Annotated in this window: 22 protein-coding genes; 15 read left to right on the top strand and 7 right to left on the bottom strand. The window is 64.3% G+C overall.

The genetic code is table 11. The features are described from left to right. Positions 1-246: 246 nt before the first annotated feature. Positions 247-1,842, bottom strand: a complete 1,596-nt coding sequence (locus DBR47_RS13070; protein ID WP_231512290.1) for an N-acetylmuramoyl-L-alanine amidase — start codon at positions 1,840-1,842, stop codon at positions 247-249. Positions 1,843-1,856: 14 nt separating this feature from the next. Further along, positions 1,857-2,363, bottom strand: a complete 507-nt coding sequence (gene tsaE / locus DBR47_RS13065; RefSeq protein WP_370454915.1) for a tRNA (adenosine(37)-N6)-threonylcarbamoyltransferase complex ATPase subunit type 1 TsaE — start codon at positions 2,361-2,363, stop codon at positions 1,857-1,859. Here tsaE and queG point away from each other — a divergent pair. Continuing rightward, a complete protein-coding gene (gene queG / locus DBR47_RS13060; RefSeq protein ID WP_370454914.1) occupies positions 2,355-3,494 on the top strand; it encodes a tRNA epoxyqueuosine(34) reductase QueG in 1,140 nt (379 codons plus the stop codon). The two genes, tsaE and queG, sit on opposite strands and share 9 nt — an antisense overlap. Here queG and DBR47_RS13055 read toward each other — a convergent pair. Further along, complete coding sequence (locus tag DBR47_RS13055) at positions 3,454-4,353, bottom strand: AEC family transporter (protein WP_124450691.1); 900 nt, start codon at positions 4,351-4,353, stop codon at positions 3,454-3,456. The genes queG and DBR47_RS13055 overlap by 41 nt on opposite strands. A gap of 177 nt (positions 4,354-4,530) precedes the next feature. On the opposite strand from DBR47_RS13055, the gene DBR47_RS13050 reads away from it, so the two are divergent. From DBR47_RS13050 to aceA, 4 genes are all read left to right on the top strand, one after another. Continuing rightward, positions 4,531-5,526, top strand: coding sequence for a tripartite tricarboxylate transporter substrate binding protein BugE (locus tag DBR47_RS13050; RefSeq protein ID WP_231512289.1), 996 nt, complete (start codon positions 4,531-4,533; stop codon positions 5,524-5,526). Next, entirely contained in the window at positions 5,480-6,451 is a 972-nt protein-coding gene (gene xerD, locus DBR47_RS13045; RefSeq protein WP_124450689.1) for a site-specific tyrosine recombinase XerD, read from the top strand. Before DBR47_RS13050 ends, xerD begins: the two co-directional genes overlap by 47 nt. Positions 6,452-6,649: 198 nt before the next feature. Further along, positions 6,650-7,252, top strand: a complete 603-nt coding sequence (locus tag DBR47_RS13040) for a MarC family protein (protein WP_124450687.1) — start codon at positions 6,650-6,652, stop codon at positions 7,250-7,252. 520 nt (positions 7,253-7,772) lie between these two features. After that, positions 7,773-9,074, top strand: a complete 1,302-nt coding sequence (gene aceA / locus DBR47_RS13035) for an isocitrate lyase (protein ID WP_370454913.1) — start codon at positions 7,773-7,775, stop codon at positions 9,072-9,074. Positions 9,075-9,328: 254 nt separating this feature from the next. Here the strand turns inward: aceA and DBR47_RS13030 are convergent, their stop codons facing one another. Further along, positions 9,329-10,477, bottom strand: a complete 1,149-nt coding sequence (locus tag DBR47_RS13030) for an iron-containing alcohol dehydrogenase (RefSeq protein WP_124450685.1) — start codon at positions 10,475-10,477, stop codon at positions 9,329-9,331. Positions 10,478-10,599: 122 nt separating this feature from the next. Here DBR47_RS13030 and DBR47_RS13025 point away from each other — a divergent pair, with 122 nt between their 5' ends. Continuing rightward, positions 10,600-11,508 (top strand): alpha/beta hydrolase, encoded by a 909-nt coding sequence (locus tag DBR47_RS13025; protein ID WP_124451060.1) that lies wholly within the window; start codon positions 10,600-10,602, stop codon positions 11,506-11,508. Further along, on the top strand, positions 11,505-12,380 hold the full coding sequence (locus DBR47_RS13020; RefSeq protein WP_231512288.1) for a YbgC/FadM family acyl-CoA thioesterase: 876 nt from the start codon (positions 11,505-11,507) through the stop codon (positions 12,378-12,380). The genes DBR47_RS13025 and DBR47_RS13020 overlap by 4 nt, the downstream gene beginning before the upstream one ends. Here the strand turns inward: DBR47_RS13020 and DBR47_RS25490 are convergent. Together DBR47_RS25490 and DBR47_RS13010 are read right to left on the bottom strand one after the other, a co-directional pair. Further along, positions 12,367-12,648, bottom strand: a complete 282-nt coding sequence (locus DBR47_RS25490) for a DUF4936 family protein (protein ID WP_197047044.1) — start codon at positions 12,646-12,648, stop codon at positions 12,367-12,369. The two genes, DBR47_RS13020 and DBR47_RS25490, sit on opposite strands and share 14 nt — an antisense overlap. A gap of 11 nt (positions 12,649-12,659) precedes the next feature. Continuing rightward, the gene (locus DBR47_RS13010) at positions 12,660-13,619 is read right to left on the bottom strand and encodes a folate-binding protein YgfZ (RefSeq protein ID WP_197047043.1); all 960 of its coding nucleotides are present in this window, start codon (positions 13,617-13,619) and stop codon (positions 12,660-12,662) included. A 65-nt stretch (positions 13,620-13,684) separates the two neighbouring features. Between DBR47_RS13010 and mltG the strand changes: the two genes are divergently transcribed. The 7 genes from mltG (at position 13,685) to DBR47_RS12975 (ending at position 18,760) form a co-directional block, all read left to right on the top strand. Further along, positions 13,685-14,710 (top strand): endolytic transglycosylase MltG, encoded by a 1,026-nt coding sequence (mltG, locus tag DBR47_RS13005; RefSeq protein ID WP_124450679.1) that lies wholly within the window; start codon positions 13,685-13,687, stop codon positions 14,708-14,710. Beyond that, positions 14,707-15,336 carry a dTMP kinase gene (gene tmk / locus DBR47_RS13000; RefSeq protein WP_124450677.1) on the top strand — a complete coding sequence of 210 codons (630 nt, stop codon included), beginning with the start codon at positions 14,707-14,709 and terminating at the stop codon, positions 15,334-15,336. The genes mltG and tmk overlap by 4 nt, the downstream gene beginning before the upstream one ends. Further along, positions 15,330-16,373, top strand: a complete 1,044-nt coding sequence (locus DBR47_RS12995) for a DNA polymerase III subunit delta' (RefSeq protein WP_124450675.1) — start codon at positions 15,330-15,332, stop codon at positions 16,371-16,373. The genes tmk and DBR47_RS12995 overlap by 7 nt, the downstream gene beginning before the upstream one ends. Positions 16,374-16,461: 88 nt before the next feature. Further along, entirely contained in the window at positions 16,462-16,854 is a 393-nt protein-coding gene (locus DBR47_RS12990; protein ID WP_124451056.1) for a PilZ domain-containing protein, read from the top strand. Positions 16,855-16,896: 42 nt separating this feature from the next. Next, a complete protein-coding gene (locus tag DBR47_RS12985; RefSeq protein ID WP_124450673.1) occupies positions 16,897-17,673 on the top strand; it encodes a TatD family hydrolase in 777 nt (258 codons plus the stop codon). Between the two features lie 22 nt (positions 17,674-17,695). Then, the gene (locus DBR47_RS12980) at positions 17,696-18,328 is read left to right on the top strand and encodes an ankyrin repeat domain-containing protein (RefSeq protein ID WP_124450671.1); all 633 of its coding nucleotides are present in this window, start codon (positions 17,696-17,698) and stop codon (positions 18,326-18,328) included. Between the two features lie 174 nt (positions 18,329-18,502). After that, positions 18,503-18,760 carry a hypothetical protein gene (locus tag DBR47_RS12975; protein WP_197047042.1) on the top strand — a complete coding sequence of 86 codons (258 nt, stop codon included), beginning with the start codon at positions 18,503-18,505 and terminating at the stop codon, positions 18,758-18,760. 3 nt (positions 18,761-18,763) lie between these two features. Here the strand turns inward: DBR47_RS12975 and DBR47_RS12970 are convergent, their stop codons facing one another. Beyond that, positions 18,764-19,942 (bottom strand): hypothetical protein, encoded by a 1,179-nt coding sequence (locus tag DBR47_RS12970; protein WP_124450669.1) that lies wholly within the window; start codon positions 19,940-19,942, stop codon positions 18,764-18,766. Positions 19,943-20,016: 74 nt separating this feature from the next. Here DBR47_RS12970 and DBR47_RS12965 point away from each other — a divergent pair, with 74 nt between their 5' ends. Further along, a complete protein-coding gene (locus DBR47_RS12965; RefSeq protein WP_197047041.1) occupies positions 20,017-21,027 on the top strand; it encodes an aldo/keto reductase family oxidoreductase in 1,011 nt (336 codons plus the stop codon). The last annotated feature ends 115 nt before the right edge of the window (positions 21,028-21,142 follow it).

Raw genomic sequence — 21,142 nt, 5'->3', positions numbered from 1 at the left:
AAAAGCGGTGCTTGGGCCTATCACGACGCCAAATCTCGCGGCAGGCCGCCTTTGCTAGTCGCAGCCTTGATCATGTTCATCGGATGGCCAATTGGCCTCGGGGTTTGGATTGCTCTGCGGCCGGACAAGCGCCGTCCCCCGTTCGATTTGAATGACTTTCGGGTGCAGTAGCGGCAGCTGCGCAAGGTATGAGGGAGGGCTTGAACAGGGCTTTTGCAAGCCTTGCTCAAGTCCAGGGCATGGGCTTCACGACAGAGGTCTATGCCTCGCCAAGGGCGGGTTCTTGGCAAAGTAACGCGCAATCCCAGTCGCCAGGGCAGCCACCAGCTTGGCCTGGTAATCCGGGTCGCGCAGCTTGGCTTCTTCCTCCGGGTTGGAGATGAAGGCGGTTTCCACCAGGATGGAGGGCACGTCGGGCGCTTTGAGCACGGCAAAGCCGGCTTGCTCCACGCTGCGTTTGTGCAGATTGCCGACGCGGCCGATTTGGCCCAGCACCTCGGAGCCCAGCTTGAGACTGTCGCGGATCTGGGCGGAGGTGCTCATGTCCAGCATGGCCTTGAGCACATTCGCGTCTTTGACGGCGATGTCTTTGTTGACCCCGCCGACCAGGTCGGCCGCGTTCTCCTTGTTCGCCATCCAGCGGGCGGTCTGGCTGCTGGCCGCGCCGTCGCTGAGCGCAAACACCGAGGCACCGCGTGCCTTGGGCGTGATGAAGGCGTCCGCATGGATGGAGACGAATAAATCGGCCTGCACCCGGCGCGCCTTGCGCACCCGCTCGTGCAGGGGCACGAAGAAGTCGGCGTCGCGGGTCATCATCACCCGGATATTCGGGTTGCTATTGAGCCGGTCACGTAGCTGCAGGGCCACGGCCAGTACCACGTCTTTTTCCTTCAGGCCCGAGGGCCCGATGGCGCCGGGGTCTTCGCCGCCATGGCCGGGGTCCAAGGCGATGACGATGAGGCGATCCAGCTTGGCTTGAGCCAGGCCGGTTTCGGCCGCCGTGCTTGCGGGTGAGGGGGCGGGGCCGGGCAGCGGCGGCGGGGGGACGGGTGTTTGCACCGCAGCGGAGGCGGCAGGGCTAGGGCCGGGCGCAGGCTTGGGAAGCTTGGTGCCAGGCGGCAAGACGGCTGGGGGCGTTGCCGCGGGCAGGGCCGGTTTGTCGATGCGGGCAATCATCTCGCCCAAGGCATCTTGCACCGATTGAGCCGCCTCGGTTTCGGCCTTTTCCTTCTCGCGGATCAGGGCCAGCAAGGGATCGACCTCGACCTTGGGGTAGAGGTCGAACACTAGACGATTCTGGTAGGCCGCCACCGGCGCCAGGGTGAAGATCTGCGGCGCCACCGGCTGTTTGAGGTCCAGCACCAGGCGCACCACGCGGGGCCGATTCTGGCCCACCCGCACGCCCGCGATGAAGGGGTCGTCGGCGCGCACCTTGCCCAGCAGCTCGCGCAGGCCGGGGCTCAGCTCCAGGCCTTCGATGTCGATCACCAGCCGGTCCGGGCCTTCGACCAAAAAGTGCTGGGCGGCCAAAGGCTTGTCGGACTCCAGCGTGACGCGGGTGTACTCATCGGCTGGCCAGACGCGCACGGCAACGATATTGCTGTTGGCGGGGGCCGGCGCAGGTGCTGCCGAAGCCGCCGGGGCGGGCGCCGGGCTCGCTGCGGGCGCGGCCTTCTTCTGCGCGGGCAGGGGCAGCAAGGCGCCCGAGCCGTCACCCGCCGTTTTGCTGTTCTTGCCCACCGCATTGGTGGCGGCGATGACTTGCGGGGCTTTCAAGACCAGGGCCAGAGCGCCCATGGCGCGCAAGGCCTGGCGGCGTTGCAGCTTGAATGGATGTGGCAAGCGGCGCTCGACTGTCAAGACCTGACCCCTTCCAGCGTTTGAATCAAGGCCTGGCCCAAGGCGGTGCCGGCCACGAGTTTGACGCTGCGGCTCTCGTCCGCCTGCGTCTCTATCCAGATTTGCAAGTCGGGCGCGGGGAGCATGCCCTCGGCCTTTTCCGGCCACTCGCTGAGCTTGAGGCCGGGCGCGGCGAAGATGTCGCGAAAGCCGGCATCCTCCCATTCGCGCGGGTCGTCAAAACGGTAGAAATCGAAATGGCTGACGACACCTAGCGGCAGCTCATAACTCTCCATCACCGCGTAGCTGGGGCTCTTGATGCGCCCCTCCACGCCCAGGGCGCGCAGCAGATGGCGGACCCAGCTGGTCTTGCCGGCACCAAGGCTGCCATGCAGTTCGATGCTGGCATTCATCAAGTGGGGATGGGCTTGCAGGCCGCGCGCCAGCGCGGCGCAAAAGGCCTGGGTGGCGGCCTCATCGGGCCACTGCAGAGAGCGGGTTTCTAGAATGCGCAAATGACGCAAGCTCCGAAGGAATTGATGGAAGACCAAGGCCTGGCCCTGACGGACCAGTTGCGCGCTTGGGCGCTTGAGTTGGGATTCTCACAGATTGGCGTGGCCGATATCGATTTGTCGCGTGCCGAGCCCGGTTTGTTGGCCTGGTTGGAGGCCGGTTTTCATGGCTCCATGCACTATATGGAGGCCCACGGCCTCAAGCGTGCCCGGCCGGCCGAACTGGTGCCGGGCACCGTGCGGGTGCTGACGGCGCGCATGGACTATCTGCCGCGCAACAGCCCAGGGGATTGGCAGGCGATTGAATGGGCGGGCTTGAAGAGTCCGCAGCACGCACAGCTCTCCATCTACGCCCGTGGTCGGGACTATCACAAGGTCTTGCGCAACCGCCTGCAAAAGCTGGCCGAACGCCTGGCCGAGGCCGTCGGGCCGCTGGGTTACCGGGCCTTCACCGACTCCGCCCCGGTGCTGGAGGTGGAACTGGCCGCGCGCTCAGGGCTTGGCTGGCGCGGCAAGCACACGCTGACCTTGCACCGCCAGGCTGGCTCCATGTTTTTTCTGGGTGAAATCTATCTGGACCTGCCCTTGCCGCTGAGCGAGCCGGTCACGGCGCATTGCGGCCAGTGCCGGGCTTGTGTGGATGTCTGCCCGACCCAGGCCATCGTGGCGCCCTACCGCGTGGATGCGCGGCGCTGCGTGTCTTACCTGACCATCGAGCACGAAGGCGCTATCCCGCTGGAGCTGCGGCCCTTGATCGGCAATCGCATCTACGGCTGTGATGACTGTCAGCTGATCTGCCCCTGGAACAAGTTTGCGCAGAAAGCCACCTTGCCGGATTTCGATGTGCGGCCGGGCTTGGCCGGGGCGCGCTTATTGCAGCTTTGGGCCTGGGATGAGGCGACATTTCTGCGCCAAACCGAGGGCTCGGCCATACGCCGCATCGGCCACGCGCGCTGGCAACGCAATCTGGCCGTGGCCTTGGGCAATGCCTTGCGGGCCGAGGATTCGGCCGAGATTCGCGCGGCTCTGCAAAGCCAGCGCAGCGGTGCCTCGGACCTGCTGGCCGAACATATTGACTGGGCGCTGGCACAGGGCGCAGGTCTCAGATCCAGCGCAGCACAGCTAACCAAAGCGGTACCGTGACCATGGCCAGCAAGGTGGACAGGGTCACCAGCCCGGCCACGAAGGGCCCGTTACCGCCCATGCGCACGGCCAGCACATAGGCGCTGGAGGCGGTGGGCAGGGCCGCAAAGATCAAGAGCAGGGCGCCTTGCGCGGGTGGCAACTGCAAGAGCGCAGCCAGCGCCAAGGCGAGCAGGGGCAAGACGGCGTGGCGGATGCTCAGCAGGGCGGCAGCCAGACCGGGCGAGTCGCGCAAAGCGCCAAAGCGCAGGCCTGCGCCCACGGCCATCAGACCCAGGGGCAGGGCGGCCAAGCCAATGCGCTGCAGAGTCAGCGTGGCCAAGTCAGGCAGCTTGAGGCCCAGCAGATTGGCGCTCAAGCCGGCCAGCGTGGCCAGAATCAAGGGGTTGCGACTCAGTTCGCGCAGATAGCCCTGGCCGCCATGTTTGGCCAGGGGCCAGACGGCGCCGATATTGCACAGCGGCACGCACAAGGCGATCAGCAAAGCCACCCAGGCCACGCCTTGCGCACCCTGCAAACGCTCGGCCAAGGCCAGGGCGATGAAGGAGTTAAAGCGAAACGCGCACTGCGCCCCCGAGGCCAGATTGCGCGCATCCACCCGGGGCCACCAACGCAAGCTATAGGCCAGGGCGATCCCGGCCAGGGCCAGGCTCACCCCGCCTATGGCCAGACCGGCGGTGGCTGCGGGCTGCATGGGTGTCTTGACGATGGAGTTGAAGAGCAGCACGGGAAAGAGCAGGTAGTACACCAGGCGCTCGGCCGCATCCCAGACGGGGCGGTTCAGGGCGGTGTAACGGCACAGCACAAAGCCGCAAAAAATCAGCAAGAAATCGGGCAGGAGGAGGGCGGCATCAAGCATGGGCGAGAGTGTGCCTGTCTTGCGGCGCCTGGGCTGTCTTCCAAAGGACAGCGCGGTGTGCGAGCTTCGCAAACCGCGCTGCAAACGCTGAAGAACACAGGCAAACGCCAAGGCGCAGCGGGGCCTTGCTGCGCTAGCATGGCTCGGCCGCAAAGGACAAAACAACGGAGACCCCCAATGGCACTCAGAATGGCACACAGGCGTGACTGGCTGATCAAAACCTTGCTGCTGAACCTGGCGGCTTTTGCCCTGCCCACGGCTTGGGCGCAACAAACCTACCCCAGCAAACCGGTGCGCCTGGTCGTGCCTTTTGCGCCGGGTGGTACGACGGATATCGTCGCCCGGGTGGTGGCCGAGCGCATGCATCTGGCCCTGGGCCAGACGGTGGTGGTGGAGAACAAGGCCGGGGGTGGCGGCCTGATCGGCGCCAATGACACGGCCAAGGCCGCACCCGACGGCTACGCCCTGGGCATGGCCACGGTGTCGACGACGGCGGCCAATCCGGCCATCAATGCCAAGATCCCCTACAACCCCATCACCGATTTCACGCCCATCATCAATCTGGCGGCCACGCCGAATGTGATCGCCGTTCACCCCTCCTTCCCGGCGCGGGACTACAAAGGCTTTGTCGCCGAGCTCAAGAAGAATCCCGGCAAATACAGCTATGCCAGCTCTGGCACCGGCGGCATCGGCCATCTGCAGATGGAGTTGTACAAAAACCTGGCCGGAGTCTTCGTTCTGCACATCCCCTATCGCGGCGCAGGACCGGCGCTGAACGACACGGTGGCCGGCCAGGTGCCGATGATTTTTGACAATCTGCCTTCGGCCCTGCCCTTCATCAAGGACGGCCGCCTGATCCCCATCGTGGTGGCCGCGCCCCAGCGCCTGGCCCAGCTGCCCAATGTGCCCACCTTCAAGGAAGTGGGCCTGGAACCGGTCAACCGCATGGCCTATTACGGCATCTACGGCCCCAAGGGCTTGCCCAAGGATGTGGTCGACAAGATTCACAATGCGGCTCGCAAGACCTTGGAAATCCCCGAAGTGAAGAAACGCATCGAGGACACCGGCTCCCTGATCGTGGCCAATACCCCGGAACAGTTTGCGGCCCAGATCAAGGCCGAATTTGATGTCTACAAAACCGTCGTCCAACAGCAAAAACTCAAACTCGAGTGAAGCAGCAGCGCGCCTGGCGTGCTCTCAGCCACGCCAGCACAGCCAGCAGCTGATCGATCAATTTGTCGAGGTGTTGTGGCTGGAAGATGGCTTGGCCCGCAACACCCTGGAGGCTTACGGACGCGATCTGGGCCTGCTGGCCGATTGGCTGGCGCTTGAAGCCGAGCGCCATCTGGATGCCTGCAGCGAGGCCGATCTGGAGGCCTACGCCCAAAGCCGTTTCGAGGGCAGCAAAACCACCAGCGCCAACCGCCGCCTGAGCGTGTTCAAGCGCTTCTTCCGCTGGGCTTTGCGCGAGCAGCGCATTCACCTGGACCCCAGCCTGCGCCTGGCCAACGCCAAGCAGCCCCTGCGTGTGCCCAAGCTATTGAGCCAGGCCCAGGTGGAGGCCTTGCTGAATGCGCCGGATACCGACACCGCTTTGGGCCTGCGCGACCGCGCCATGCTGGAGCTGATGTATGCCAGCGGCCTGCGGGTGACGGAGCTGGTGACACTCAAGAGCGTGCATGTGGGCTTCAAGGAAACGGTGTTGCGCATTACCGGCAAGGGCTCGAAAGAGCGGCTCGTGCCCTTTGGTGAGATTGCCCACGGCTGGCTGATGCGTTATTTGCAGCAGGCCCGGGGCGAGCTTTTGAAAGGTTCGCGCTGCGACGAGCTCTTTGTGACGGTGCGCGGCGAGTGCATGACGCGCCAGATGTTCTGGACCCTGGTCAAAAAATACGCATTGGTGGCCGGCATCACCAGCCCGCTCTCACCCCACACCTTGCGCCATGCCTTCGCCACCCATCTGCTCAACCACGGGGCGGATCTGCGGGTGGTGCAACTGCTTTTGGGCCATGCTGATTTGTCCACCACCCAGATCTACACCCATGTGGCACGCGAGCGTTTGAAGGCGATTCACACGGCCCATCACCCCAGGGCTTGAAGCAAGGCCCCTCGACCAGTCTCGCCACGCTAAGCGCTGGCCAGACTGGTCGGTCCCCCGAGGGGACGCGTCGCAATGCCGCATTGAGCAGCAAAGCGACTCAGGTGGACCGGCTTGGGGCGGCCCGGCGCTCGGCCCAAACAAGCCAAACTCTTTTGCCCTGCGGTAAAACGAGTGGCTGCGCGACAATCGCGCCCCATGGACCATAGCTTTCTCTCCGCCTTCATCCTGCTTTTGCTGGTTTTGGACCCGCTGGGCAGCCTCCCCATCTTCATCCCCATCATGCGCGCCGTGCCCAAGGAACGACGTCGCTGGGTGGCGTTCCGTGAGGTGGGCATTGCCTTTGTCGTGCTGTTTGCCTTTATGTTCTTGGGCGACAGCTTTTTGCGCGTCATGCATCTGTCCGAGCGTTCGCTGGAGGTGGCCGGCGGCGTGATCCTGCTGATCATCGCCATCCGCATGATCTTTGGCACTTCCAGCGAGTCGGCCTACGGCCTGGAGCCGGGCCGCGAGCCCCTGATCTTCCCCTTGGCCGTGCCCTTGCTGGCCGGCCCCTCGGCCATGGCGACCGTGCTGCTGCTGGCCTCGCGCCAACCCGAGCGCATCCTGGAATGGATTGCCGCGTTGACGGCCGCCATGCTGGTCTCTGGCCTGATGCTCTTGATGGCCGACCGCATCCGCCGCATGTTGGGCGACTCGGTGATTTCGGCGCTGGAGAAATTGATGGGCCTGGTGCTGACCGCCATCGCTGTGGAGATGTGCCTGGCTGGCCTGAAGCGCTATTTCATCGGCGGGCTTTAAACGCAGGCGGCGTCGGCGCCGCTGCTTGAGCCTTTCTGCACAGCCCACTTCGGTGGGCTTTTTTGCGTCTGGAGCAGTCGCAAAACCGGCGCCACAGATCAAATCATGGCCTTCACCGCGGGTGAATCCTGGTGCGTCAGGCTCAGTTCTCACGATACGAAATGACCATTCCACATCGTGAGTTCATCTGATGTTGCGCTGCGACATTTTTTCTCATTATGGTGAATGACATTTCACCATCAGAAAATTTGTTTTTAAGTTGTTGATTTTTATATGAATTAAATTGAGTCTTATATAAGACATAAGTCTTCACAAGCGCAGAAGAGAGGACTACTCTTGAGTCACAGCGCCGGAACAAGGAAAGCTTAGAAACAAGGCCAGTCGCCGCGTTTCCAGTGCCCCGAGTTCAGCCCAAGCGGCACCCTGGTTTTGATGCAGAAAGTTTGATTGCCAGTTTTTTTGATTGCTTGATCTTCATCTCTTCTTTCCTCTCTTCTCTACCCTTGCAGGAGTACACACCATGACAACGAATCTGAGCCGTGAACAGCAAATCGCCGCCCTCGAGAAAGACTGGGCCGAAAACCCCCGTTGGAAGGGCATCAAGCGCGGCTACACCGCTGCCGACGTCGTGCGCCTGCGCGGTTCGCTGAAGATCGAGCACACCCTGGCCAAGCGCGGCGCAGAAAAGCTGTGGAATCTGGTCAACACCGAGCCCTTCGTCAACTCCCTGGGCGCCCTGACCGGCAACCAGGCCATGCAACAGGTCAAGGCCGGCCTGAAGGCCATCTATCTGTCTGGCTGGCAAGTGGCCGGTGACGCCAATAGCAATGGCGAGATGTACCCCGACCAGTCCCTCTACTCGGTGGACTCGGTGCCCAAGGTCGTCAAGAAGATCAACGCCACTTTTGCCCGTGCCGACCAGATTCAGTGGTCCGAAGGCAAGAACGATATCGACTACTTCGCTCCCATCGTGGCCGATGCCGAAGCCGGTTTCGGCGGCGTGCTGAACGCCTTCGAGCTGATGAAGGCCATGATCGAAGCCGGCGCCGCCGGTGTTCACTTCGAGGACCAATTGGCCGCCGCCAAGAAGTGCGGCCATATGGGTGGCAAGGTCTTGGTGCCTACCCGTGAAGCCGTGGCCAAGCTGGTCGCTGCCCGTCTGGCCGCCGACGTGATGGGTACGCCCACTGTCTTGTTGGCCCGTACCGACGCCGAAGCCGGCGATCTGGTCACCAGCGATATCGACGACAACGACAAGCCTTTCTGCACCGGCGAGCGCACCGTGGAAGGCTTCTTCCGTACCCGCAACGGTCTGGAGCAAGCCATCAGCCGCGGCCTGGCCTATGCCGAGTACGCCGACATGATCTGGTGCGAAACCGGCAAGCCCGACCTGGCTTTTGCCAAGGCTTTTGCCGACGCCATCCATGCCAAGTTCCCCGGCAAGCTGCTGGCTTACAACTGCTCGCCTTCCTTCAACTGGAAGAAGAACCTGGACGATGCCACCATCGCCAAGTTCCAGCGCGAGCTGGGCGCCATGGGTTACAAGTTCCAGTTCATCACCCTGGCCGGCTTCCACAGCCTGAACTACAGCATGTTCAACCTGGCCTATGGCTACGCTCGCAACAATATGAGCGCCTTTGTGGAGCTGCAAGAAGCCGAGTTCGCCGCCGCCGAGAAGGGCTTCACGGCCGTCAAGCACCAGCGCGAAGTGGGCACCGGTTACTTCGACGCCGTCACCACCACCATCGAGCGCGATGCCTCTACCGCTGCACTCAAGGGCTCAACCGAAGACGAGCAGTTCTTCGACAAAAAGCATGGTTGATTGACCATTCCTGAGTGAAATCTGCCCCTGGCAATCCCAGGGGTGGGCTCTGTAGGCCGGCTCGCCACAAGACGAGCCGGCCTTTTTGTTTTAGTGGCCTGTAACGCTGAAATCGGAAGCGTCCTTGCTCGCGACATGAGCCGCTTGGCTGCGTTGCAAATGCTCGCGATGCCACTGGGCATCGCTGTGCTTTGCGCCTTGCCACGCAGCCCATCTCGCAAGCCTTTCCACTCCCGTTTTAACCTTACAGGCCACTAGAGCGATTCGGTCAAAAGGGCTCGGTAGTCTTCGCGGCTGGCCAAGCGCGGATTGGTCTTGTGGCAATGGTCGGCCATGGCGCCGTCGATGATGCGCTCGAACAGTTCTGGCCCCACGCCCAGGGCGGCCAAACCCTTGGGCAGGCCCAAGTCGGCATTCATCGCAAGAATCGCTTGCGCGATCGCCTCGCCGCCGGCATCGCAGCCAGGCAAGCCCATGGCATGGGCCATGCGGGCCAAGCGGTTCTCAGCCGCCATGCTGGGCGCGACGGCGTTGAATCGAACGACGGCGGGCAGGAAGAGGGCGTTCAGCGTGCCGTGATGCAGACGCGGGTTGACGCCGCCCAAGCTGTGGCTGAGCGAATGCACGCAGCCCAGGCCTTTCTGAAAAGCCATGGCGCCCTGCATGCTGCAACTCATCATCTGCCAGCGAGCCTCGCAGTCCTGACCGTCACGGGTGGCGCGCAGGATATGGGCCCAGCCACGGCGCAAGCCGTCCAGGGCGATGCCGTCGGCGGGCGGGTTCACGGCGGCGGACATGAATGTTTCCATGCAGTGCGCGATGGCATCCATGCCGGTGGCCGCGGTCAGGCCGGGCGGCAGACCCAGGGTCAGGGCAGGGTCGCAGATGGCCAGCTTGGGCATCAACTCCCAGCTGTGAAAACCCAGCTTGCGGCCATCGTCGACGATCAGAATGGCGCCGCGCGCCACCTCGCTGCCGGTGCCTGCGGTGGTGGGCACGGCCACCACGGGTATGACGGCTGAGGTGATCAGGCCGCTGCCACCCTCGATGGTGGCGTAGCGCTGCAAAGGGCCTTCGTGCGTCGCGGCCAGGGCGACGCCCTTGGCCAGGTCCATGCTGGAGCCGCCGCCTATGGCCACCAAGCCATCGCAATGTTCGCGCTGAAACAGCGCCACCGCAGCGCGCACTGCCGCCTCGGTGGGGTTGGCCGGTGTGGCGTCGAACACCGGCGGGCGGGGCTCTATCCAAGCCGCCATGGCCTGGTCCAGTACACCGGCAGCGCGCACGCCCCCGTCGCTGATGATGAGCGGCCGCAACATGCCCAGACGCAGGCATTCCTGGGGCAGCAGGGCGCTTGCTCCGAAGTCCAAATGGATCTGGGTCAGGTACTGAATCAAGGCCATGCCGCGCGTCCTTTACGAGTTCTAGACCACAAGCCTCTGGCAAACTGCCAGGCCGGCTTGCAGACCGCTGTGAGCGTAGTTGATGGAGAGAGTCTTTGGGTAGCACCTTGTTGACACCGCGCATGGCGGGTGTGTTGGAACGGATACACCGGGCCAATCGCCGCCCCTTCCACAGCCTGAGTCCCAGCGAGGCGCGCATCGCCTATTTGATGGGGGCCGAGATCCTGGATCTGCCGCGTGCGCCCTTGGCCCGGGTCGAGGATGTGCAAATCCCCGGCCCGGCCAGCCTGCTGCCGGCGCGCCTCTACGCCAGTTCTGCAGAGCGTCTGCCGGTGCTGCTCTATCTGCACGGTGGTGGCTTCACCATAGGCGGCATCGAAACCCATGACAGCTTGTGCCGCCAGCTGGCCTTGCGCAGCGGCGCGGCCGTCGTGTCCCTGGACTACCGGCTGGCGCCCGAGCATCCATTCCCGGCCGCGGTCGATGACAGCTGGGCCGCCACGCGCTGGCTGGCCGAGCATGCGCATCAATTGGGCTTGGACGGCTCCCGCCTGGCCGTGGGCGGCGATAGCGCGGGCGGCACGCTGGCGGCGGTCTCGGCCCTGCATGCGCGCGACATCGGCCTGCCCCTGGCCTTGCAACTCTTGATCACCCCCGGCACCGGCGCCCATGCCGACACGCCCTCGCACAAGCTGTTTGCCAATGGCTTCTTGCTGGAGGCAGCGTCTATCGACTGGTTCTTCAACCACTACATCCCCAAGAACCACAGGCGCGACTGGCGTTTTGCGCCGCAGGAAGCGGCGGAGCACAGCGATCTGGCCCCCGCTTGCCTGCTGCTGGCCGAATGCGATCCGCTGGTGGACGAGGGTATTGTTTACGCCGATACCCTGCGTGCCAGCGGTAATACTGTGAGCCTGGAACTGGTGCGTGGCGTCACGCACGACTTCATCAAAATGGGCCGCTCGATTCCCGAGGCTTTGACCGCTCTGGAGTTCTGCGCACAAGCCCTGAAAGAGGCTCTCAAACCATGACCGATACAAAAGGCCTGCGCCGGCAGGACTTCCGCTTTGCCGAGCGCCTGCGCGTGCGCTGGGTTGAAATCGATGCTCAACAAATCGTCTTCAACGGCCACTACCTGAGCTACTTTGACACCGCCGCCAGCGCCTACTGGCGCGCCATGGCCATGCCTTACGCCGAGACCATGGCCGGCCTGGGCGGCGACCTGTTTGTGCGCAAGTCCACCCTGGAGTACCTGGGTTCGGCTCGTTATGACGAGTTGCTGGACATTGCCATCCGCTGCGATCGCATCGGCAACAGCTCCATCCAGATGACGGCGGCCGTTTTTCGCGGCGAGCAATTGCTGGTGCATGGCGAGTTGATCTATGTGTTTGCCGATGGCAAAACCCAAAGCCCCAAACCAGTGCCGCAAGTGCTGCGCAAGCTGTTGGAAGGCTTCGAAGCGGGCGAGTCCGTCGTCGAGGTGCAGCTTGGCCCCTGGAGCGATCTGGGCCAGCACGCCCGCGCCATCCGCCAGGAGGTTTTTGTGCAGGAGCAGCAAATCCCCGCCGAGATGGAGTGGGACGCGGCCGATCAAAGCTGCTTGCATGCCGTGGCCTTCAACCGCTTCGGCAAGCCGCTGGCCACCGGCCGTTTGCTAGAACATGTGCCCGGCGTGGCCAAGGTCGGCCGCATGGCCGTGCTGCGCAATATGCGAGGCAGCCGGGTGGGTCGCGAGGTGCTGGAGGCCTTGATGCAGCGGGGCCGCGAGATGGGCTATCGCGAAATCATTCTGCACGCGCAGGTCTCGGCCGCGGGCTTTTACACCCGCGCCGGTTTTGTGCAGCGTGGCCCCGTGTTTGAAGAGGCCGGCATCGGCCATGTGGAGATGGTCAAGAGCCTGTGAGCGAGTTCAGCGGTAGGAATATTTCGCGATGCCGCTGCCCCTCTGCAAAGGGCGCCAAGGCCGAGGCCAAGGCGGCCTCGGTCTGCAGGGCCTGCGGCCCGGTGTGGATCTCCATCCAAGTCTCAAGCCCGTCTACCCGTGCCTCATCTTGCCGCAGCAGCAGGCGAGGCCGAGGCTCGCTCAATGCCTCGCAGGCAGCTCCAAAAGCTGAAAGCGCAGCCTGCCGCTGAGCGCTGGCGAGCTTGTAGTAGACGTAAATCTCCGCCACGGCCCGCGCGCTCACACCTCGGAATTGAGCGGTATGGCGTAGGGCAGGGCGCGGGCCGCCAGGGCCGGGCCATCGGCCGCGCCCAAATGCAGGCTGCCGGACTCCAGCGCGGCGATCTTGACCTCGGCCAACAGCAGGCTTTGGCCTTCGCGCTGGGCCACGGCCGCGACCAGCCCGGCGGGCTGTTCGGGGTCTTCGCTATGGAAGATTTCTTGGCCGATTTGGGCTGAGCCCGCCAGCTCAAACAAATGCGTACGGCGCTTGAGCGTGCCACGGTACTGGCTGCGGGCCACGATTTCTTGACCTGGGTAGCAGCCCTTCTTGAAGTTCACGCCTTCCAGCAATTCCAGATTCAACATCTGCGGCACGAAAGCCTCGCTGGTGGCGGCGCGCACCCAGGCCAGGCCGGCCTGCACCTCTTGCCATTGCCAGTCGGCGGCCGGCAGCTCGGGCAGGGCAGGGGCCGCAGCCTCGGCGGCTTGGGCCAGCAGAAAGCGTGGCAGGGGGCCTGCCTCGCTCGTCGCGTCCGGCAGGCGCACAACGCTGGCGCCGCTGCTGCTCAGCTGGCGGCCCCAGCGCTGGGCCGGGGCGGCCTCGGCCAGCCAGGCCTGGGCGGCCGTGCCGCTCAAGCCCCACAGGCTTTGTTCGGCCGTGGCATCGCGCAGCTTGCATTTGGCGCGCAGCACAAACATGGACAGGCGCTTCAAGATAGCGGGCAAGAGCTCCAGCGGCAGGGCCAGATCCACGGTCTCGGCCCCGCTCTTCCAGCCAATAAGCGTGGCCAGCAAGCGGCCTTTGGCGGTGCAAAAACCCGCCAGCCTGGCTTCGCCGGGGCCCAGCAACTCAAAGTCCTGGGTCAGCTGGCCATGCAGGAATTTGGCGGCCTCCGGCCCCTCGGCGCGGATCAGGCCCCAGTCGCTCAGACGCAGGGCGCCGGAAATAGTCGTGATGGTGGAGTTAGAAGTGCTCATAGGCTTGATTATCATCAGCGCCCGATTCCACCCGGACTCGGAAGGGCAAAGAAACAGGATTTGGAATGAAGAAACAGCGCGGCAGATCCCTGCTCGGCAGCTTGCTGGTGTGGGGCTTGGTCTTGGCGACGCTGGCGGCAGCGGCCACGGCGGCTGCCGCCTGGTGGTGGTTGCAAACGCCGCTGCGTTTGGCGGCGCCTGCGGTGGAGTTGTCGGTGGAAGCCGGCACGCCGCCGCGCGAGGTGGCGCAGGCCTGGGTCAATGCCGGGGTGCAGGAAGACGCTCGCCTGCTGTATCAATGGTTCCGCTGGTCGGGCCAATCTCGCCAGATCCGTGCCGGTAGCTACGAGATTCACCAGGGCGCCACGCCGCGCGATCTCTTGGCCAAGATGGTGCGCGGCGACGAGGTGCTGGAGCAGTTGCGCCTGATCGAGGGCTGGACCTTCCGCCAGGTGCGCGCCGCCCTGGCCAAGCAGCCCTCGCTCAAACCCACGACAGCTGCTCTGAGCGATGCCGAGTTGATGTCCGCCATCGGCGCGCCAGGCCTGGCCCCCGAAGGCCGCTTCTTCCCCGACACCTATGCCTATAGCAAGGGCGTCAGCGATGTGACCGTGCTCAAGCGCGCCTTCAAGGCCATGAACACCCAGCTGGACATCGCCTGGCAAGGTCGCAGCGAGGGCTTGCCGCTCAAAACACCGGAGGAGGCGCTGATTCTGGCCTCCATCATCGAAAAAGAAACCGGCACGGCGGCGGACCGCGGTCTGGTGGCCTCGGTCTTCATCAACCGGCTCAAGATTGGCATGCCTTTGCAAACCGACCCCACCGTCATCTACGGCCTGGGCGCTAGTTTCGACGGCAATCTACGCAAGCGCGATCTGCAGACCGACACACCCTTCAACACCTACACCCGCGGTGGCCTGCCGCCCACGCCCATCGCCATGCCGGGCAAGGCCTCTTTGCAGGCCGCCCTGCATCCGGCGCGCAGCAAAGCCCTGTACTTTGTGGCACGCGGCGACGGCAGCAGCCAATTCAGCGAGGATCTCGCCGCGCATAATCGCGCGGTCAACAAATACCAGCGCGGTGGCCAGTGAGCAGCAGTAGCAAGAAGAACAGCCGATTCATTTCCTTTGAGGGCATAGACGGGGCGGGCAAGTCCACCCATATCGCCACGGTGTCGCAGCGCCTGCGCGCGCGCGGCGCCGAGGTGGTCAACACCCGCGAGCCCGGCGGCACGCCGCTGGCCGAGTCCCTGCGCGCCTTGTTTCTGCACAGCGGCATGGACAGCTTGACCGAGGCCTTGCTGGTCTTCGCCGGCCGCCGCGACCATCTGCGCCAGGTCATTTTGCCGGCGCTGGAGGCAGGCAAAACGGTGGTCTGCGACCGCTTCACCGACGCCAGCTTTGCCTATCAAGGCGCCGGCCGGGGCATGGACCTGGCCGTGCTGACGACGCTGGAGCAGTGGGTGCAGGAGGGCCGCCAGCCCGATCTGACCTTCTGGTTCGACCTGCCGGCCGAAGTTGCCGCCCAGCGCCGCGCCGCGGCCCGCGAGGCCGACCGTTTTGAGCAGCAAGACCTGGAATTCTTCGAGCGGGTGCGTGCTGGCTATGCCGCCCGAGCTGCCGCCGCGCCGCAGCGCTTTGCCCGCATCGACGCCAGCCTCAGCGTGGCCGAGGTGGCGACCCAGATCGACGGCCATCTGGAGGCACGCGGATGGTAGGCCCCGATCAAATACTGCCGCTGCCCTGGCTGGCTCAGCCCCTGAGCCAGGCGCTGACGACGGCCCGCTCCCATGCCCTGCTGGTGCAGGGGCCGGCGGGGGTGGGCCAGTTCGATCTGGCCCTGCTGCTGGCGCAAGCTTGGTTGTGCGAAGCGCCGCTGCAAGAGCCTGAGCGCCCGCGCTGGGCCTGCGGCAATTGCGCCAGTTGCCATCTGTTTCAGTCCCACACCCACCCGGACTTTTTGCTGCTGCTGCCCGACGCGCTGCGCGAGCAAATGGGCTGGGGCCAGGAGAGCGAGTCGGCCAAGGACGGCGAAACCAAGGCCTCCAAGACCAAGCCCAGCCGCGAAATCAAGGTTGAGGCGGTGCGCGGCATGCTGAGCTTTGCCCAGGCCACCTCGGCGCGGGGCCGCGCCAAGGTGGTGGTGGTCTATCCGGCCGAGGCGCTCAATACCGTGGCGGCCAATGCCTTGCTCAAGACCCTGGAAGAACCGGCCGGGCTCCTGCGCTTTGTGCTGGCCAGCAGCGAGCCCGCTGCCTTGCTGCCCACCATACGCAGCCGCTGCCAGCCTGTGCCCCTGGGCCTGCCCGAGCGTGCGCCCAGCTTGCAATGGCTGAAGGCCCAGGGCGTGGAGGGCGCCGAAGTCTTGTTGGCCGCCGCCGGTGGCCGGCCGCAGGAAGCTCGCGATTGGTATGAGGCCGGCTTGCGTGCCGCCGCCTGGCAGCAACTGCCGCAACGCCTGGCACGAGCTGAGGCCGCGGCCCTGTCGGACTGGTCGCAGCCCCGCGCCATCGACGCCTTGCAGCGTCTTTGCCACGATTTGCTGCGCGTCTCGCACGGCGCAGCGCCGAGTTTTTTCCCGGCCGAAAGCCTGCCCGCGCCAAAACTGGCCGCTCCCTTGCAGGTCTGGGAAGCGGCCCTGCGCCGCGCCGCCCGCCATGCCGAGCACCCCTTGAATGCCGGGCTCTTGATGGAATCCCTGTTCGCGCAAGGCCAACAAGCCTTGCGCGAGGCCAGCCCGCGCCGGGCGGGATGACTACACTTCAGCCATGAGCGATAACAAACCCACCAGCCCCCTCCCTATCGGCGGGGCCCAAACCCTGCCCATGGGCTTGCCCACCGGCATGGGGCCGCTCACCGCGCCGGCGGCGCTCAACACAGCGCAAGCCGCCAGCGGGCCCAGGCCCAGCGTGATCCAGCTGGTGTTCCGCGAGAAGGGTGCGCTCTACGCGGCCTATATGCCGGTGTTTGCCGATGGCGGCTTGTTCGTGCCGACCACGCGGGAGTACCGCCTGGGCGAGGACGTCTATCTGCTCTTGGCCCTGCCCGAGGACACGCAGCGCTACCCGGTGGCCGGCAAAGTGGCTTGGTTGACACCGGCCAATGCCTCGGGTGGCCGCACCCAGGGCATAGGCGTGCGCTTCCCGGCCGACGAGAAGAGCCGCCTGATCAAGCTGAAGATCGAAGAAATCCTGGGCACCCAGATTTCCTCCTCCAAACCCACCCAGACCATTTGAGCGCGCTGCTCCCGTCTTTTTCAGCGCCACAGGCCCTCCTGCATGTTCATTGATTCCCATTGCCACCTGAGCTTTCCCGAGCTCAAGGCTCAGTTAGCACAAATCCTGGCCGAGATGAGCCAGGCCCAGGTGGCGCAGGCCATCTGCATCTGCACCACCATGGAGGAGTTCCCCGAGGTGCATGGTCTGGCCCTGGCCCATCCGCAACTCTGGGCCTCGGTCGGTGTGCACCCCGACAACGAGGACGTCTACGAGCCCACGGTCGAAGAACTGGTGCAGGCCGCCCAGGGCGAGAAGATCGTCGCCATCGGTGAAACCGGCCTGGACTATTACCGCCTGAACGGTCGCAGCATGGCCGATATGGAATGGCAGCGCGAACGCTTTCGCACCCATATCCGCGCCGCCAAGCAGGCGGCCAAGCCCCTGGTCATCCACACCCGCAGCAGCGCGGCCGACACCTTGAAGCTGCTGGACGAGGAGGGCGGTGAACAAGCTGGCGGTGTCTTCCATTGCTTTACCGAGACGGTGGAGATCGCCCTGGCCGCGATTGAGCGGGGCTTTTACGTCTCCTTCTCCGGCATCCTGAGTTTTCGCAATGCGCAGGAGTTGCGCGATGTGGCCGCGGCCTTGCCGTTGGAGCGCTTGTTGATCGAAACCGACAGCCCTTATCTGGCCCCCGTGCCCTATCGAGGCCGAACCAATAGCCCCGCCTACGTGCCCCATGTGGCCGCGGCCCTGGCCCAGGTCAAGGGCGTCAGCGTGGAAGAATTGGCCGCCGTGACCACGGCCAATTGCCAACGTTTGTTTGCTTTGAAGTAAGCCTTTGCAGGAGCGCCTCGCCATGATCCCTCGTCGCTGGGCCTTGTTCTTGATCGCGGGCCTGCCCCTGGCCAGCCAGGCGGCAGACATCGATGATTTGGTGATGGCGGCCGAGATGGATGATGGCCGCACCGTGCTCAGGCTGCTGCTGCGTGGTGTTGATCCAAACGCCCTGGATGCCCGAGGCCGCCAGGCCTTGGCTACCGCGATGAAGGAAGACTCGGATCGCTCCTTCGACGCCCTGCTGACCCATCCGGGCCTGGAAATCAAGGCCCGCAATGCCAAGGGCGAGACGCCGCTGATGCTGGCCGCCATCAAGGGCCGCTTGGACTGGGTCAAGAAGCTGGTGGCCAAGGGTGCCGAGATCAATCAAGGCGGCTGGACCCCGCTGCACTACGCCTGCAGCGGGCCAGACAACGGCGTGGCTCAGTGGCTGATCTCACAAGGCGCCGATATCGAGGCCCGTGCGCCCAATGGCACGACGCCCTTGATGATGGCCGCCGGCTACGGGGCGTTGGACCTGACGCCATTGCTGATCAAGGCCGGTGCGCAGCTCACACCTCGCAACGCCCAGGGCTTGAGTGCCCTGGACTTTGCCCGCCGCGCCGATCGTGAGCGGGTCGAAAAACAGTTGGCCGAAGCGGCTGCGCGCTGAGCTTTGTCGTCCGCTGAGGCTCCCGATTAGCCTGACAGAGGTCAGGCTGCCGAGCAGCAAGCGCCTAGGACTTTGCCTGACAAAGCCTTTGGCAGCGGGCCGACTACGCCAAAGCCAGGGCGCTCTCTACAGTTGTTTACATCTTGTTGCCGTAAACCTCTGAGGAGAATGAACATGTTGAGCCCCGCACTGGTCAGTCCCTTCGCCATGCTCCTGAACCCCGAGAGCGTTGTTCAAGCCATGGAGCATTCCGAGCGCCTGGCCCATCTGCACAGCCGCGTGTACCGCCCGCTGGACAAGCCCCTGATCCCCAAGGGCCTGGCGGTGGACCTGGCCGAGTTCGACCATCTGGTGGACGAGGCCGTCGAGGTCTTGGAAGCCTTGGACGAGGATGAGGACTCGGCCGAAGGCGACTCGCCTCTGATCTGCTGATACTCAGCCTTGCTCTTTCTGAATCGCCCGCACGATGCGTGAGCGCGCCTGGGCGTGCTTGATGAATTCAGGCGCCTGCGCCGAGCGCTTGAGCCAGTCAAAAAACCGCTGCACCGCATAACGGCTAGAGCTGGCATCGCGGCAATTGGCCAGCAAGATCAGCTGTACTCTTTGCACAGGGTCCAGCACATAGACGCCAAAGCCGGTGCTGACCACCGTCGCATCGGGGTAGCCCAGCATATCGGTGGCCTGCTTCTCGGTCACGCTGCGATGGCAGGCGATCAGATGCACCGGGCCTTGGAACTTCAGCGCCTTGCCAATCCTGCTGACAGGCAATAAGGCCTCGTCCACCGTCATCACCTGGTGGTCAGCCAGAAAAGGCCGGCCCACCATCTCCCTCGCGGCGGCGGTGGTCATCGGTGCAGGGACGGCATGCACCGTCATCAGCAAGACCTGACCCTCGATCTGCAGCAGCAGCCTGAGGCCACCGGCGTCGAACTCGCCCAGCGAGCAGGTGGAGGCCGACTCAAAACGCTCCAACAAGGCCTGGCTGACGGTGTTTTCCATCTCCTGCTTGCGCTGGGCAAAACTCATACGGCTCCAGGCCAGGGCCTGGCCCAGTGCATAACTGCCTTTGCGCAACTGGCTGCTGCCCTCGCGCGCCAAGCGGGTCACCGCTTCGGCCAGGGTCTGGCTCAGTTTGGCCAGGGCCTCGGCCTCGTTTTGGGCGGGTGGCCCGTTGAAGCTCAGCTCCTGCTGGACGAATGCTTGAAAGCGACGGTCCTTGGCCTCGCCGCATTCGGCTGCGTTTGGCAGGTTCAACATGAAGACACGGTCGCGGCCGGACTGCAAAGCCGTGCTGAGCTCGGCATGGCAGATGCCCAACTCGCCCCCATCGCCGCCTTCCGCACACCAGCCGGCGTCGCCGTTGTAAAGCGCGATCACGATATGGGCGCGCCGCACCTCTTTCATGCATTCGTCCCAAACGTCCAGGGTGGCGGGCTTGGCCGGTTCTCGCTCATTGATCCAGCACTCAAACAGAGGCTGGCCCAGCAGTTCGGTCTCGTTCAGTGTTTTCTGGATGCTTTGGCGCAAACGATCCAAGGGAAAGAGTGCACCCGCCTCGGTCTGGTAAGGCTTGCAGCGGCTTGAAATCATCACCCTCAGCTTGTCCGTGCTCATGCGTGCTCCTGTCTTCAAAGTGCCTGCATCTTATTGAGGTTCAATAGAGCCCCCCGTGGCTTCAGGACCTCAAAGTGCAGGACGACAAGACGATTCAAACCCCCAAGCCCGCCTTCCCCCTGCGCGCCCATCTGCCCAAGGTCAGCCGCCTGGTGCTGGGCTGCATGGGCTGGGGCGGTGGCTGGAATGCCGAACCCGTGGAAGAGGCCCATATCGCCGCCGCCCATGCCGCCCTGGAGGCGGCCCTGGAGAGTGGAATCTCGCAGCTGGACCATGCCGATATCTACACCCGCGGCAAGGCCGAGCAATGCATGGGCGAGTTGTTCAAACGTCAGCCCTCCTTGCGCCAGCGCCTCACCCTGCAGTCCAAATGCAGCATCCGACCCGCCGATGAGGCTGGCCCCCACCGCTACGACCTAAGCGCTGCCCATATCGAAGCCAGTGTGGAGGCGATTCTGCGACGCCTGCAGGTCGAGCATCTGGACCTCTTGCTGCTGCACCGGCCCGACCCCTTGATGGAAGCCGATGAGGTGGCGGCCGCCTTTGCCCGCTTGCGGGCGGCAGGCAAGGTCTCGCACTTGGGTGTGTCGAATATGGCGGCGGCGCAGCTGCGCAGCTTGCAAGCCAGCCTGGATCAACCCTTGCTCGTCAACCAGTTGGAGATGAGTTTGGCCAAGCTGGACTGGCTGGAGGCAGGCGTCAGCTTCAACGACCCGCAGTCTGCCCAACGCGCCGGGCGAGGCGATTGGCTGGACACCCTGGATTATTGCCGCGCGGCCGGTGTTCAGCTGCAGGCCTGGGGGGCTTTGGCGCGCGGCATGTTCAGTGGGCGTCTTCCAAAAGATGCCACTGAGGCTCAGCGCCAATGCGCTGCACTCGTGGAGTCTATGGCGGCAGAGCAGAAGCAGTCTGCCGAGGCCTTGCTGCTGGCGTGGCTGATGCGCCATCCGGCCGGCATTCAGCCGCTTGTAGGCAGTGCCGATCCCTCACGCATACGTGCTTGTGCGCAGGCCGCGCTCTTGACGATGAGTCGCGCGGATTGGTACCGCCTGTATTTGGCTGCGCGGGCTCACCCCTTGCCCTGATGCCTTAATGAATTGAGAGAAGCTGAACTCTGGGCCTGCTTTTCCCGGCTTCTGGCGCCATTCACGGTCGCAAGATCAGCCCCTTGGACATTTTTGGAGTTCACCATGAGCATGG

This window comes from Paucibacter sp. KBW04, from assembly GCF_003852425.1.
Taxonomy (GTDB): domain Bacteria; phylum Pseudomonadota; class Gammaproteobacteria; order Burkholderiales; family Burkholderiaceae_C; genus Paucibacter_A.
The sequence above is the reverse complement of the archived record's forward strand: the minus strand, read 5'-3'. Positions and strand labels throughout refer to the sequence as shown.

Coding starts and splice junctions, on each gene's coding strand:
- xerD (WP_124450689.1), top strand. CDS start 5,480: ATGTCTACAAAACCGTCGTCCAACAGCAAAAACTCAAACTCGAGTGAA.
- DBR47_RS13030 (WP_124450685.1), bottom strand. CDS start 10,477: ATGGCCTTGATTCAGTACCTGACCCAGATCCATTTGGACTTCGGAGCA.
- queG (WP_370454914.1), top strand. CDS start 2,355: ATGACGCAAGCTCCGAAGGAATTGATGGAAGACCAAGGCCTGGCCCTG.
- DBR47_RS13010 (WP_197047043.1), bottom strand. CDS start 13,619: ATGAGCACTTCTAACTCCACCATCACGACTATTTCCGGCGCCCTGCGT.
- DBR47_RS13050 (WP_231512289.1), top strand. CDS start 4,531: ATGGCACTCAGAATGGCACACAGGCGTGACTGGCTGATCAAAACCTTG.
- DBR47_RS13055 (WP_124450691.1), bottom strand. CDS start 4,353: ATGCTTGATGCCGCCCTCCTCCTGCCCGATTTCTTGCTGATTTTTTGC.
- DBR47_RS12995 (WP_124450675.1), top strand. CDS start 15,330: ATGGTAGGCCCCGATCAAATACTGCCGCTGCCCTGGCTGGCTCAGCCC.
- DBR47_RS12970 (WP_124450669.1), bottom strand. CDS start 19,942: ATGAGCACGGACAAGCTGAGGGTGATGATTTCAAGCCGCTGCAAGCCT.
- DBR47_RS13025 (WP_124451060.1), top strand. CDS start 10,600: ATGGCGGGTGTGTTGGAACGGATACACCGGGCCAATCGCCGCCCCTTC.
- mltG (WP_124450679.1), top strand. CDS start 13,685: ATGAAGAAACAGCGCGGCAGATCCCTGCTCGGCAGCTTGCTGGTGTGG.
- aceA (WP_370454913.1), top strand. CDS start 7,773: ATGACAACGAATCTGAGCCGTGAACAGCAAATCGCCGCCCTCGAGAAA.
- DBR47_RS12990 (WP_124451056.1), top strand. CDS start 16,462: ATGGGGCCGCTCACCGCGCCGGCGGCGCTCAACACAGCGCAAGCCGCC.
- DBR47_RS12975 (WP_197047042.1), top strand. CDS start 18,503: ATGTTGAGCCCCGCACTGGTCAGTCCCTTCGCCATGCTCCTGAACCCC.
- DBR47_RS13040 (WP_124450687.1), top strand. CDS start 6,650: ATGGACCATAGCTTTCTCTCCGCCTTCATCCTGCTTTTGCTGGTTTTG.
- DBR47_RS12985 (WP_124450673.1), top strand. CDS start 16,897: ATGTTCATTGATTCCCATTGCCACCTGAGCTTTCCCGAGCTCAAGGCT.
- DBR47_RS13020 (WP_231512288.1), top strand. CDS start 11,505: ATGACCGATACAAAAGGCCTGCGCCGGCAGGACTTCCGCTTTGCCGAG.
- DBR47_RS12980 (WP_124450671.1), top strand. CDS start 17,696: ATGATCCCTCGTCGCTGGGCCTTGTTCTTGATCGCGGGCCTGCCCCTG.